The 13425-nt window shown below is 67.6% G+C and carries 13 protein-coding genes; 5 read left to right on the forward strand and 8 right to left on the reverse strand.

What is annotated here, in order from left to right:
• Window positions 1–10 precede the first annotated feature (10 nt).
• From ACFW6D_RS07885 to ACFW6D_RS07905, 5 genes are all read right to left on the reverse strand, one after another.
• Window positions 11–742: a GntR family transcriptional regulator gene (locus ACFW6D_RS07885; protein WP_379325901.1), complete on the reverse strand. Its 732-nt coding sequence runs from the start codon at window positions 740–742 to the stop codon at window positions 11–13.
• 107 nt (window positions 743–849) lie between these two features.
• A complete protein-coding gene (locus ACFW6D_RS07890) occupies window positions 850–1389 on the reverse strand; it encodes a hypothetical protein (protein ID WP_379325903.1) in 540 nt (179 codons plus the stop codon).
• Window positions 1390–1544: 155 nt separating this feature from the next.
• Entirely contained in the window at window positions 1545–2144 is a 600-nt protein-coding gene (locus tag ACFW6D_RS07895) for a DUF305 domain-containing protein (RefSeq protein WP_379325905.1), read from the reverse strand.
• 65 nt (window positions 2145–2209) lie between these two features.
• Window positions 2210–2761, reverse strand: a complete 552-nt coding sequence (locus ACFW6D_RS07900; protein ID WP_379325907.1) for a hypothetical protein — start codon at window positions 2759–2761, stop codon at window positions 2210–2212.
• A gap of 48 nt (window positions 2762–2809) precedes the next feature.
• Complete coding sequence (locus ACFW6D_RS07905; protein WP_379325909.1) at window positions 2810–3391, reverse strand: hypothetical protein; 582 nt, start codon at window positions 3389–3391, stop codon at window positions 2810–2812.
• 402 nt (window positions 3392–3793) lie between these two features.
• On the opposite strand from ACFW6D_RS07905, the gene ACFW6D_RS07910 reads away from it, so the two are divergent.
• The gene (locus ACFW6D_RS07910; RefSeq protein WP_379325911.1) at window positions 3794–4942 is read left to right on the forward strand and encodes a class I SAM-dependent methyltransferase; all 1149 of its coding nucleotides are present in this window, start codon (window positions 3794–3796) and stop codon (window positions 4940–4942) included.
• A gap of 148 nt (window positions 4943–5090) precedes the next feature.
• Window positions 5091–5948, forward strand: coding sequence for a Bax inhibitor-1/YccA family protein (locus tag ACFW6D_RS07915; protein WP_379325913.1), 858 nt, complete (start codon window positions 5091–5093; stop codon window positions 5946–5948).
• A 66-nt stretch (window positions 5949–6014) separates the two neighbouring features.
• Here ACFW6D_RS07915 and ACFW6D_RS07920 read toward each other — a convergent pair whose 3' ends face one another.
• Window positions 6015–7403: a cystathionine beta-synthase gene (locus ACFW6D_RS07920; RefSeq protein WP_379325915.1), complete on the reverse strand. Its 1389-nt coding sequence runs from the start codon at window positions 7401–7403 to the stop codon at window positions 6015–6017.
• A 192-nt stretch (window positions 7404–7595) separates the two neighbouring features.
• On the opposite strand from ACFW6D_RS07920, the gene ACFW6D_RS07925 reads away from it, so the two are divergent.
• Together ACFW6D_RS07925 and ACFW6D_RS07930 are read left to right on the forward strand one after the other, a co-directional pair.
• Window positions 7596–8465: an SGNH/GDSL hydrolase family protein gene (locus tag ACFW6D_RS07925; RefSeq protein WP_379325917.1), complete on the forward strand. Its 870-nt coding sequence runs from the start codon at window positions 7596–7598 to the stop codon at window positions 8463–8465.
• A gap of 61 nt (window positions 8466–8526) precedes the next feature.
• On the forward strand, window positions 8527–9747 hold the full coding sequence (locus ACFW6D_RS07930; RefSeq protein WP_379231607.1) for an acetyl-CoA C-acetyltransferase: 1221 nt from the start codon (window positions 8527–8529) through the stop codon (window positions 9745–9747).
• A 194-nt stretch (window positions 9748–9941) separates the two neighbouring features.
• Here ACFW6D_RS07930 and ACFW6D_RS07935 read toward each other — a convergent pair whose 3' ends face one another.
• Complete coding sequence (locus ACFW6D_RS07935; protein ID WP_379325919.1) at window positions 9942–10895, reverse strand: LysR substrate-binding domain-containing protein; 954 nt, start codon at window positions 10893–10895, stop codon at window positions 9942–9944.
• A 143-nt stretch (window positions 10896–11038) separates the two neighbouring features.
• Here ACFW6D_RS07935 and ACFW6D_RS07940 point away from each other — a divergent pair, with 143 nt between their 5' ends.
• Window positions 11039–12259, forward strand: coding sequence for a Glu/Leu/Phe/Val dehydrogenase dimerization domain-containing protein (locus ACFW6D_RS07940; protein WP_379325921.1), 1221 nt, complete (start codon window positions 11039–11041; stop codon window positions 12257–12259).
• A 133-nt stretch (window positions 12260–12392) separates the two neighbouring features.
• On the opposite strand, the gene erm is transcribed toward ACFW6D_RS07940, so the two are convergent.
• On the reverse strand, window positions 12393–13217 hold the full coding sequence (gene erm, locus ACFW6D_RS07945; protein ID WP_379325923.1) for an ErmE/ErmH/ErmO/ErmR family 23S rRNA (adenine(2058)-N(6))-methyltransferase: 825 nt from the start codon (window positions 13215–13217) through the stop codon (window positions 12393–12395).
• Between the last annotated feature and the right edge of the window lie 208 nt (window positions 13218–13425).

The raw sequence follows: 13425 nt of genomic DNA on the forward strand, positions 1-13425 counted from the left end.
ATCGGGTGCGTCAGGCCTGGGGCCGCTGACCCACTTCCATCTGCACCCGATAGCGATCGCAGCGATACCAGCTGGCCGTGTGCTCGATCGGCAGCTCCGCACTGAACGACACCCGGTCGAAATGCAGTACGGGAGCGCCCTTCTTGATGCCGAGCAGCGCCGCGACGCCTGCCTCGGCGGCCTGGGCGTCGACGGTCTGCACCGCGCGTTCGATCGGCCTGCCGTAGCGGTCGGCGGTGGTTCGGTAGATCGACCCGGTGAGGTTGTGCGAGATCAGGCCGGGCACCAGTTCCGGGTTGAACCAGGCGTCGTCGACGCTGACCGGATCGTCGTCGGCCAGCCGCAACCGTCGCACGTGATAGGCGAGCGCGCCCTGCGGCAGCCGCAGCGAACGGGCGGTGGCCTCTGGCGCGACCGCCTCCTCCGCAACCAGGACCAGCGTGGTCGGATGATGGCCGAGCGCGCGCATCTCCTCGGTGAACGAGGCCAGGTGCAGCCGCGATTGCACCGGCCGGTGCGCCACGAAGGTGCCCTTGCCGCGCACCCGGACCAGATACCCTTCGTTGACCAGTTGGCCCACCGCCTCACGCACGGTGATCCGGCTGACGCCGTAGTCCTGCATCAGATTGCGCTCGCTGGTCAGCAGATCGCCCGGCTGTAGCTCGCGCGTGCACTTCTGCAGCAGAATCGCGCGCAGCTGTTCGTGTTTGGGCACTGCGCTGTCGCGCAGCGGTGCGGGCATCGCCAGTGGCTCCTTTTTCTGGTAGGCCGACCGGTCCCTACTGGTCCTATCCGGTTGATTCGAGCGTACGCGACCGGCGCCGTGGAGCCCAGAGATCTCCGCGGTGATCAGCTGCCGTAGGGCCTGCACACGTCGATGGCGATGTCCTTGGAGTCGTTGAAAGTATCGATCACACCGTTGAGTTCGTCGGTGGGCACCCGGCGTTCGAGGGTGTCGGCGAGGGTGTTGGTCTTGGCGATGTAGTCGCGCAGCGGCCCGGACAGATCGGGAACCACATCGCCGGTGATCTGGCGATCGAGGCCAGTGGCGCTGTTGCGCAGGGTGGTGACCGCCTCGGTGGCCTTGGCATCGGCATCGGGCGCCTGATCGTTGGAGGCCTCGATGTAGGCGTTGAACGAGCCGACCGAGGTCTTGTTGGCCGAGCGAAGGCCGTCGCACGCGGTGTCGTTGGCCTTCTCGATCTTGGCCGCCCGCGAAGACGATGCCGCCGCCGACGACGCCGCCACCTCGGAGGTGTACGAGGCGAGCTCGCCCTGGTTGACCTCGGCGGTACCCGGCACCTGCTTGGAGCAGGCGCCGATGAAGATCACGCCGGTCGCGGTGGCCGCGAGCGCGGTCCCGAGCCCCAGCCGTTCCAGTACTCGCATTTCTCTCTCCTGCCTCGAAATTGCAGGCACCGGTTGGGCCGGAGCCGAACATATCGACCGTACTGTCTGGTTCCGGGTGACGTCAGGTGGCGGTGGCGATTTCGATGACGAAACGAGACGCGGCGCCGGAGGGTTCGCCCCGGCGCCGCACCCGATCAGTTCTGTCCGAGCATCCCACGCATGGTGGCGATTTCGGTCTCCTGATCAGCGATGATCTTCGTCGCGAGCTGACGCGATTCCGGGTTCACGCCGCTGTTCAGCTCGGCCTGTGCCATCCCGACCGCACCCTCGTGGTGGGAGATCATCATCTCCAGCCACTGCTTGTCGAAATCGGCGCCGTTCGCGGCATCCAGGCTCGACATCTGCGCGCCGGTCATCATGCCGGGCATGTCGTGCCCGCCGTGGCCTTCGGTCGCGCTCGGCGCGGGTTTGCCGAAACCGGTGAGCAGGTCGGTGATCTGCTGCATTTCCGGCGCCTGTGCCTGCTCGATCTGGGCGGCAAGGGCGATGAGCTGCTGGTTCTGGGTGTGGCTCGGCACCATCTTCGACATCTCGACGGCCTGTGCGTGATGCGGGTACATCATCTGTAGAAAGCTCACGTCGGCATCGTTGAAGTCGGTGCTGGCGGCCGCACTGGTCGTGGTGGTGGTCGAGTGCTCGGTGGTGTGGGTGGTGGTGCTGTCGTCGCTACAACCTGCCGCGAGCAAGACGGTGGCGAGCGCGGCGACGAGAACATGGGTACGGCTGATGGACATGGTGATCCTCCTGGGGATTCGGGTGAGGTGTCGAAACCGGCGGGGCACAAGCGGTGCCGCGCCTGTCAGATCCGCAGAATCGCCAGTTGGGACAGGGTGAGAACGGTCCACGGTGGTGGGCGCGCACGGCTGCCACGCCAGATTCTGGGGGTGCGCCGGGCGGCTTCGGCGGCGTCGCCGAGGCGGTAGAGCAGGACCAGGGTCAGTGCGATGGCGAGTGCGGCGAGGATGAAAACGCAGCCGTGGACGGCGGTGTGCTCATCGCAGCCCGCCGCGCCGCAGCCGGTGTGCGGGTCGGCAGGGGCGGCGATGGGGAGTGTGAGCGTCGAGTCGGGTGGAGTTTCGGCGATGAGGGTCGGGAAGTGCTCGGTGGTGTGGGTGGGGGCCGCTTCGACGGCCATGGCGTCTGGGTGGTGCGCAGTGTCGATCGGGTGGGCGCGATCCAGGTGGGTGACTGGGTCCACCCCGACGGCCGAAGCTTGCGGGCCGTGCGCACCGTCGGTCGCGTGTGCGGTGCCGAAGACCGCGGAGTGCATGGCGATGATCCCGGCCAGCAGCGTCAACACGGCGAGCGCCCTGGCGATGCCGGGTGCGCGCGCGGGACGCTTCTCCATCACGACGGCCAGTCTAGCGAGTGTCGTCGTGATACCCGGTAGGGGTAGGAACTACTGGGTGGCGATATCGACGACCAGGCGCGGGGGATCGGCCAGCGTGGTGACGGCGAAGGGCGGCTGATCAGCGTCGATGCCGATGAACGACTGGGTGACGCCCTCGTAGACCAGCTTCTTGTAGACCCCGGTGATGGCGGGCGCGCCCGGATCGGTCACCGGATCCGGCCCGGCGAACGGGGGAACGGTCGAATCGAACGGATACGCGGACCCGAGGATGCGCACCTCGAGAATCGCGCGGCCCGCCACGTCGACGGTCTTGCCGCTGCCGTCCTGCACCGCGCTGTCGGTGTAGGAGACCTGCCAGCCGGGAGACCCGGTCCCGCCGAGTGCGAAGACCACCCGGTCGAAACCGGGCTGACGGCCGATCCGGATATCGCTGACCGTCAACGCCGCGCCGGGGGAAGCCGCGCCGGACTTCGGTCCCGCGTCGGTGGGCACCTCGCCGGTGGCGTCGGCGAAGGTGCTGGTGGTGCTCGTCGTCGTCGACGGCGTCGCGACCGGTGTGGTATCGGTGCCGCAGCTGGACACCGAAACCGCGGTTGTGGCGATCAGCACGAACACGAGGGCGTTGCGCATGAGGCTGATGCTACGCAGAGACGGCGGCGTGGTGGGCGAAGGAGAGCGGGGTGTGTTCGGGCTACGGAAAGTTTGCTGGCGGCCGGGAAATGAGCGCTGTTCCGGTCGATGCGCGCAGGTCGCGGTAGGGATTTTCGGTGAACGCGTACCAGATCTGCAGTTAGCGCCACCTGCGGCGATCGGCCGTGGCCGGTATCGATCGAGGGTCGCCGACAAAGTATTGGGGAACAGTCGAATTCGTGAATTCCGCGAACGTCACGCAATCTGCAAGGATGGCGCAAATCGATGGAACCCGTTAGTGCTCAGCGAAATACATCCCACGACGCCTCTTTGTTCGCCGACCCGCCGATCGATACCGGGCCCGGATGTGACGCTGGGGCAACGATCTAGCACACTTGCCGGGTGGACAGTGTTGAGGACGTATTCGACCGACTGCGCCGGTATCCGGATGTGGAGGCGCCGAACCTCTATGCCGTCGATGCCGCCGACCGACTGATCCTCGACACCGCCGCCGACGCCCTCGCGGCCGCGGGTAGCGGTGAGGTTGCGGTGATCGGCGACGCCTACGGCGCGCTCACCCTCGGCGTCGCCGCGCAACACGGACTCACCGGCCTGCGCGTGCATCAGGACCTGATCACCGGCGAATCGGCGCTGGCGGCCAATGCCAAAACCCTCGGGCTCACCGACCGCTACACCACCCACCCGCTCGACGCCGACCTGCTCGCCGGCGCGCGCGTGGTCCTGATGCGGTTGCCGCGCATGCTGTCGGGCGTGGGCGAGATCGCCGAGACCATCGCCCGCTACGCCGCCGACGATGTGGTGGTGTTCGCGGGCGGTCGCGACAAATACCTCACCCCGGCCATGAACGAAGTGCTCGCCGAATCCTTCGCGCGGGTCAGGGCGGGCCGGGGCAGGCAGAAGTCGCGCGTGCTCATGGTCAGCGAGCCGCTGCCGGTGGGCGAGCCCCGGTTTCCGGTGAGCGAGCACGTCATCGAGATCGACGGCGATGTCGTCGCGTTCGGTGCGGCGTTCTCCGGTTCGCGACTCGATATCGGCACCCGCTTCCTGCTCGAACACATGGACCGGATGAAGCCCGACGCGCGCGACGCCGTCGATCTCGGTTGCGGCACCGGCATTCTCGCGGTCGCACTGGCCAAATCGCGCCCGCACATCCGGGTGGTCGGCACCGACCAGTCCGCCGCCGCCGTCGCCTCGGCCAGGGCCACCGCCGAGGCCAACGGGGTCGCCGACCGGGTGACGGTGGTGCGCGACGACGCCATGTCCTCGGCCGCCGACAACAGCGCCGACCTGGTGCTGTGCAATCCGCCGTTCCATGTCGGCGCGGCCGTGCACACCGGTTCGGCGATCAAGATGTTCGTCGAGACCGGGCGCGTGCTCCGCCCCGGCGGCGAGCTGTGGACCGTGTACAACTCGCACCTGAACTACCGCGGCGTGGTGGAGCGAATGGTCGGGCGCACCGATGTGATCGGCCGGAACCAGAAGTTCACGGTGACGCGGTCTGTCCGTGGTCTGCGCGACGTACAACGATAGGGCGACCCGAAAGCGGTAGAGTCCGATTTGTCCGAACGGGCGGCGATGTGGGCAGAGACCGGATCGCTGGGAACTTTGTCCGATCGTGGCGCGTTGAACAGGGCAGTTGGAGCTTCACAGCTACTCGTAACTCCAAGAAAGGCGCACGGTGCGTACCTCATCGAATCCGGTGTTCAAGAACCTTCCTCGCCAGGAGGGTGTCGGCGGTTACGCGAACTTCGGTTCGGGCGTAGCCGGCGCAGGTCAACTCGGTAACCAGCAGTACGGCGAATACGGGCAGCAGTACGGCCAGCAATTCCAGCAGGCCCCCGCCACCCGCGCGATGACCATCGACGACGTGGTCACCAAGACGGGCATCACCCTCGCGGTGCTCACCGTCTCGGCGATCGCCTCTTACGCGCTGTCCACGGCGAACCCGTCGCTGGCACCGCTGTTCGTCATCGGCGGCGGCATCATCGGCCTAGTTCTGGTCCTCATCGCGACCTTCGGTCGCAAGATGGACAACCCGGCCATCGTGCTGTCCTACGCGGCCTTCGAGGGCCTGTTCCTCGGCGCGCTGTCGCTGATGTTCACCGACGTCACCTTCGGCGGTGTCGGCGGTAGCGCCCTGATCGGCCAGGCGGTACTCGGCACGTTCGGCGTGTTCTTCGGCATGCTCGTCGTCTACAAGACCGGCGCCATCCGCGTCACTCCGCGCTTCACCCGCATGCTGATCGGTGCGATGGTCGGTGTGCTGGTGCTGATGGTCGGCAACCTGATCGCGAGCTTCTTCACCGACGGCGGCTTCGGCCTGCGCGACGGCGGCCCGCTCGCCATCGTGTTCAGCCTGGTCTGCATCGCCATCGCCGCGTTCAGCTTCCTGCTGGACTTCGACTCCGCCGACCAGCTGATCCGCGCCCAGGCCCCCGAGAAGGCCGCGTGGGGTGTGGCTCTCGGCCTCACCATCACCCTGGTCTGGCTCTACGTCGAGATCCTTCGCCTGCTGAGCTACTTCCAGCGCGACTGAGTCAGTCGGTCAACAACAAAAGCGGCTCCCCACGATGTGGGGAGCCGCTTTGTGGTTGTACGTTCCTCAGTGGCCGATCGAGCCGGTGCTCAGGAAGCCGAGCAGATCGTGTCGGGTGATGACGCCGACGGGCTTGCCGTCTTCGACGACCATCAGGGCATCGGAATCCGACAGGGCCTTGGTCGCGGTGGAGAGGGGTTCGCCCGCGCCGATCAGGGGGAACGACGGGCTCATGTGCTGGGCGACCGAGTCGGTGAGGTTGGCGCGGCCTTCGAAAACGGCGGAGAGCAGGTCGCGTTCGGTGACGCTGCCCGCTACTTCACCGGCCATGACCGGGGGTTCGGCGCCGACGACGGGCATCTGGGAGACGCCGTATTCGCGCAGGATCTCGATGGCGTCGCGCAGGGTTTCCGACGGGTGGGTGTGCACCAGGTCGGGCAGGGCGCCGGACTTGCCGCGCAGCACGTCGCCGACCAGCGGTTCCGGGCCCGCTTCCAGGGGCGTCTGGAGGAAGCCGTAGGAGCTCATCCACTTGTCGTTGAAGATCTTTGACAGGTAGCCGCGGCCACCGTCGGGCAGCAGCACGACCACCACGGCGTCGGGATCGCGGCGGGCGACCTCGATCGCGGCGACCACGGCCATGCCGCAGGAACCACCGACCAGCAGGCCTTCCTCGCGGGCCAGACGACGGGTCATCTCGAAGGAGTCCGCGTCGGAGACCGCGATGATCTCGTCGGGGATCGACGCGTCGTAGGCGCTCGGCCAGAAGTCCTCGCCGACACCCTCGACCAGGTACGGGCGACCGGTGCCGCCGGAGTACACCGAACCCTCGGGATCGGCGCCGATGATCTTGACCTTGCCGCCGGATACCTCTTTGAGGTAGCGGCCGGTGCCGGAGATGGTGCCGCCGGTGCCGACGCCCGCGACGAAGTGGGTGATCTTGCCCTCGGTGTCGGCCCAGATCTCGGGACCGGTGGTCTCGTAGTGGCTGTCGGGGCCGCCCGGGTTCGAGTACTGGTTGGGCTTCCAGGCGCCCTCGATCTCGCGGACCAGGCGGTCGGAGACGTTGTAGTAGCTGTCGGGGTGCTCCGGCGGCACGGCGGTCGGGCACACCACGACCTCGGCGCCGTAGGCACGCAACACGTTGCGCTTGTCCTCGCTGACCTTGTCCGGGCAGACGAACACGCACTTGTACCCGCGCTGCTGGGCGACCAGCGCCAGGCCCACGCCGGTATTACCCGAGGTCGGCTCGACAATCGTGCCGCCGGGCTTCAGCAGTCCGTCCTGCTCGGCCGCGTCGATCATCTTGACGGCGATCCGGTCCTTGGAACTGCCGCCGGGGTTCAGGTATTCGACCTTCGCGGCCACCAGGCCCGCGTTGGGGCCGACCACCGAGTTCAGCCGAACAAGGGGGGTGTTGCCGATGAGGTCAACGACATGATCCGCGATGCGCATAGCCCCATCGTTGCAGAACCCATGATCTCGCGAGTACATGGGTAACTCACCGGGCACGGGCCAACTCAGCCCCCACTCGAACCCCCAGCCGCGCGCGGTGCTCCCGGGCACCTGAGTCTGGCTATGAGGCGCGGAGAGGCGGAACAGTCCAGAGGCTCGGAGAGGCGGAACAGCGTCGTAGAATTTTCGAATGTGAGCGCACCTCGGATCAGTTGGCGTACCGCTGTTGTCACCGGAGCGACCACGGTGCTCGCCGGATCGAGCGCCGGAACGGTCTCCTGGGCGACGTATCGATTGCTGATGACGCAGGCAGGCGCGGCGCGCGCGGTGATCGGGCGCGATACCTCCAAGCCACCCGAGGCCGACGGCGTGTACGCGCCGGGTGCCACCATCCCCGAACCGTGGCGCAAGACCACACCCTTCGACCTGCACCTGATGATCTTCGGCGACTCCACCGCGGCCGGACTCGGCTGTCTCGGCGCCGCCGATGTACCGGGTGTGCGAGTGGCACGTGGCCTGGCCGACGCCACCGGCATGCGAATCCGCTTGAGTACCAAGGCAATCTCCGGTGCCACCTCGAAAGGCCTGGCCGGACAGGTCGACGCGATGTTCGTCGCGGGACCACCGCCGGACGCCGCGGTTATCCTCGTCGGGGCCAACGACATCACCAAGAAGCACTCCATCCGGGCCTCCGCGCGCAGGCTCGCCGCCGCGGTCTCGCGACTGCGTGAGGCCGACGCGCTGGTGGTGGTCGGCACCTGCCCGAACCTGGGCACGGTCACCGCGATCCAGCAGCCGCTGCGCACGATCGTCGCCAACTGGAGTGTGCGCCTGGCCAAGGCGCAGACGGTCGCGACCACCATCGCGGGCGGTATCGCGGTGCCGATGGGTTCACCGCTGGTCGCGTCCGAGTTCCGGGCCTCGCCCGAGATCCTGTTCGCCACCGATGGTTTTCATCCGTCCGCGGCCGGCTACGAATTGGCCGCCGCGCAGCTGCTTCCCGTGTTGATCGCCCAGGTGCGCGACCGCCCTGCTCTTCCCGTGGGTCAACTGGAGACGTAGATTCGAAGACGACCGGCATGTAAACAGCCGTTCACATCAATCCACGCGAAAAGGAGTCCTCATGCCCGAGGCCGTCATCGTCTCCACCGCCCGTTCCCCCATCGGCCGTGCCGTCAAGGGGTCACTGGCCGGCATGCGCCCGGACGACCTGACCGCGCAGATGGTGCGTGCCGCGCTGGCCAAGGTGCCCTCGCTGGACCCGACGCAGATCGACGACCTCATCCTCGGCACCGGTTCCCCCGCCGGTGAGGGCGGCTTCGGCATCGGCCGCAACGTGGCGGTCCAGCTCGGCCTCGACGTCGTCCCAGGCACCACCGTGCAGCGTTACTGTGCGTCGTCGCTGCAGACCACCCGGATGGCCTTCCACGCGATCAAGGCGGGCGAGGGCGACGTGTTCATCTCCGCCGGTGTGGAGACCGTCTCGCGCTACGCCAAGGGTTCGGCCGACAGCTGGCCCGACACCAAGAACCCCGAATTCGCCGAGGCCGAGGCCCGCACCGCCGAGGCCGCCAAGGGTGGCGCCGGTGTGTGGCACGACCCGCGCCAGGACGGCCTGCTCCCCGACGCCTACATCGCGATGGGCCAGACCGCGGAGAACGTCGCGTCGCTGACCGGCATCTCCCGCGAAGACCAGGACCGCTGGGGCGTGCGCTCGCAGAACCGTGCCGAAGAGGCCATCAAGGCCGGTTTCTTCGAGCGCGAGATCACCCCGGTGACCCTGCCCGACGGCTCGATCGTCAGCAAGGACGACGGCCCGCGCGCCGGCGTCACCTACGAAGCTGTCAGCCAGCTCAAGCCGGTCTTCCGCCCCGACGGCACCGTCACCGCCGGTAACTGCTGCGCCCTCAACGACGGCGCCGCCGCACTGGTCATCATGAGCGACACCAAGGCCAAGGAACTGGGCCTGACCCCGCTGGCCCGCATCGTCTCCACCGGCGTCTCGGGTCTGTCGCCCGAGATCATGGGCCTGGGCCCGGTCGAAGCCGTCAAGCGCGCCCTCGCACTGGCGGGCAAGTCGATCTCCGACATCGACCTGTTCGAGATCAACGAGGCCTTCGCCGTCCAGGTCCTCGGCTCGGCCCGCGAACTGAAGATCGACGAGGACAAGCTCAACGTCTCCGGCGGCGCGATCGCCGTCGGCCACCCCTTCGGCATGACCGGCGCCCGCATCACCACCACCCTGCTGAACAACCTGCAGACCTACGACAAGCAGTTCGGCGTGGAAACCATGTGCGTCGGCGGCGGCCAGGGCATGGCCCTGATCATCGAACGGCTGAGCTGATCCGCCTCCCCGCGTCTTTTGGCCGGACTCGGGTGCCGCGAGGCATTCGACGCGGCCAGACTTCGGGGGCGGTTGGGTCAGCCGGTTCCCGGTGAGTTACCCATGTTCTCGCTGAACAGGGTCGAGCGGCTCCACGATTTTTGTGGGGCCGCTCGATTGTTTTGTCGCCGTTGCGATTTCGGTGGTGCGGTGAGCTACTCGGTTTCCTGCGTAGCGGTCTGAGGTACCGGGGTGCGGAATTCGGTGGCCAGGCCCTTGGCTGCTGCGGCGGTGCGGATGGCGTCTACTACCAGGAGCAGGGCGGATCGGCCTGCTGAGTTGGTGCGGTAGGCCAACGAGACTGTGCGGGCGAGGGGGTCGGTGAGGGTGACGATGTCTACGCCGGGTGGGCGTAGGGCCAGGCCGAGGTCCGACACCAGGGTGACGCCGAGGCCGGCGGCGACCATGGCCATGGCGGTGGCCTGTTCCTCCAACTCGTGGTCGATGCGGGGACGCAGGCCTGCGGATTGGAAGGCCAGGCGGGCCGCGTGGCCGAAGTGGGAGCGGGCGGGGGCGATGATCCAAGGGTGTTCGGAGAGTTCGGCGAGGGTCACGCTTGCTGCGGGGACCGCGCCCGCGGGGACGGCGGCGTGGATGCGTTCGACGCCGATGATCGCTCGTTCCAGGCCGCGGTCCCAGGTCATCGGGTAGTTCGAGTAGTCGAGCACGAACGACAGGTCGAGGGCACCGTCGCGGACCGCGGCGGCGGTCGACTCCGGGGCGAGTTCGGTGGTGCGCACCAGAATGCCGGGGTGTGAGGCGGCGAGGGTGTTGAGTGCGTCGGGGAGCAGGCCCGCGGCCACCGATGCCCACACTCCGGCGGTGATCGTCGTGGTCACCGAGCCGCCCGCTTCCTCAAGCGCTTGGGTCGCGCGTTCGACGGCGGCCAGGATCTCCTCGGCGTGTTCGGCGAGCACGATCCCGAGGTCGGTGAGTTGCACTCGACGCCCGCGTCGTTCGAACAGCCGAGTGCCCGCGTCGCGTTCGAGTTGCGCGAGCTGTTGGGAGACCGCCGACGCGGTGTAGTGCAGGGCCGCCGCGGCGGCCGTGATCGTCCCGCGCCGGTGTAGTTCGCGCAGCATTCGCAGGCGGGCCAGTGACAGGTCCATGCCATCGAGGGTAAGGAATGTGCAGCAATGGTGAAGGGTGCCGTGAACGAACCGTAAATAGACGCGCGGTCAGAGGGTGCCGCAGTCTGGTGCTACCAGGGACGACGAGGTCCGCTACGGCCATGAACGAGGAGGTGGGCACCATGACGATGCTGAACCCGGGTCCGAGCACATCGCAGGCTGTTTCGGGAGTACCCACTACTCGTCGTTGCGAACCATATATGCGTCTGCACTGGACGGATTCGGCCACCGATGCGGTCGGCTACCTCGTCGTCCACACCCTGCGCGGTGGCCTGGCCACCGGCGGCACCCGGATGCGAGCCGGTTGTTCCTTGACCGAGGTCGAGGACCTCGCGCGTGGCATGGCCAACAAGACCGCCACCTTCGACCTGCCGATCGGCGGTGCCAAGGGCGGCATCGACTTCGACCCCAAGGACCCGCGCGCCGTGGAAGTGCTCGAGCGATTCTGCGAGGCGATGCGCCCGTGGCTCGACGCGCACTGGGTGACCGCAGAAGACCTCGGCGTTCCACAGCACCTGATCGACGAGGTCTTCGAAAAGCTCGACCTCGGCCAGAGTTACCACGCCGCGATCCGCCGCGCCGCCGACCCGGCAGCCACTTTGGAGCGGGTCCGCAACGGACTCAACGCCGCCGTCGACGGCGGTTTCCTGCTCGGTGACGTCATCGGCGGTTACGGCGTCGCGCACGCCTGCCTCGCCACGGCGGTGCAGTGGGGCCAGGCACCTGCCCAGACGACGGCCGCGATCCAGGGCGTCGGCACGATGGGCGGAGCGGCGGCCTACTACCTGCACGAGGCAGGCATGAAGATCACCACCGTCGCCGACGCCGCGGGCACCCTGTACTGCGCCGACGGCCTCGACATCCCGGCCCTGCTGGATCTGCGCGACGGCTACGGCGAGATCGACCGCTCCCGCCTGCCCGAGGGCATCGAGCAGCAGCCGCGCAACGCCATCATCGCCGCCGACGTCGATATCCTTGTGCCTGCGGCGATTTCGTACGCGATCACCCCGGACAACTCCTACGACATCCGGGCCCGCGTCATCGTCGAAGCCGCCAACGCCGCCACCACCCCCGAAGCCGAAGCCATGCTCGCCGCCCGCGGCATCCCGGTCCTGCCCGACTTCGTCGCCAACGCGGGCGCGGTGGCCTGGGCCTGGTGGCTGCTCCTCGGCGAAGTCGACGACACCCCCGACACCTCCTTCGACCGCCTCCGCACCACCATGCACAACAAGGTCGCACAGCTACTGACCGCCTGGACCGACGAAGGCGTCAGCCCGCGCGAGGTCGGCCACCGCTGGGCCGCCGACCCGGCACCCCTCACTGGACCGGTCGTCATTCCCTGATAACACCGAAGACGCGACTTCCCGCCGGACTGGTCGACTCGTCCGGCGAGTTCGTCGCGGGCCCGAAGCCCGCGGCTGCCTCGGAACACAGAGGCGGTGCTGTCTCGAAACAGCAGACAGCACCGGCTCTCGATCATCGCGTGAGCATCGAGTGCACGTCCACCCACTGATCCGGGTGAACGTAGGCGACCACGGTGTCGTCGGCGATACCCGCCGCTGCCAGGGCTTCGTCCGCGCCGTGGTAGCGGGTGCGCAAGGAAGCGCGGACTGTGCCGCCTATTCCCGAGAAGGCGGTCCGCACGAGTTCTGTGTAGGAATCACGATGGGAGACAAGGGGTTCCGCTCGACGCGCGATCCGCACGATCGCTGAGTCGACCGACGGAATCGGACGGAAGCTGGTGCGTGGCACCTGCCCGTGGAGTTCCCAGGTGAACCACGGCCAGGTTGTCGCGGTCAGGAGACTCCAGCGCCCGTAGTCGCCGGTGCGTTTGCGGGCGTATTCGCGTTGGGTGAGCAGGGTCGCCGACGTCAGTGCCGGTGCGGTCAGGCACCAGTCCACGATGTCGGCCGTCGCGGAGAACGGGATGTTCCCGACGACGGCGAAGGGCTCGCGGGGAGCCTTGGCCTTGGTGAAATCACCACGGACAACACGTATTCCGCCCTCGGAACGAGTCTGCGCCGAGAGCTTGGCCGCGAGCAGCGGATCGATCTCGTACGCGGTGACCTGCGCACCCCGTCGAGCAAGGGCACGTGTCAGAATGCCTTCGCCCGCACCGGGTTCGAGGACGATCCCCGTCGGATCGGCCACGGTCACCATCGAGTCGACGGCGCCACGATCCACCAGAAAGTTTTGGGAGAGAGTCCTTCTCGCGTGATCACGTGCGGTGCGCCCGCCACCTTTACCGGTGACCTTGCGCTGAGTGTGTGAGTAGTTTCGGTGTGCGAAATCCTGCGCCACGGCAGTTGCCCCTTCGGGTCTTCGAGTTGTTGGAGGCTCGAAGGGCCCTTGGCGCGCCGGTGGACGCCGATGAAGTTATCCGCGTCCGCTAGCGGGCCAGAGCCCGGTTGTGGCGGAGGCGAATGAAAAAGTGGCACGACATGAAAACGAACTCTAGGAATCGAGCGAACCGCGGCGCAACCGAATTTTGACAAGCCTGGGTCCGATC

Source organism: Nocardia sp. NPDC058705, from assembly GCF_042749305.1.
Lineage (GTDB): Bacteria > Actinomycetota > Actinomycetes > Mycobacteriales > Mycobacteriaceae > Nocardia.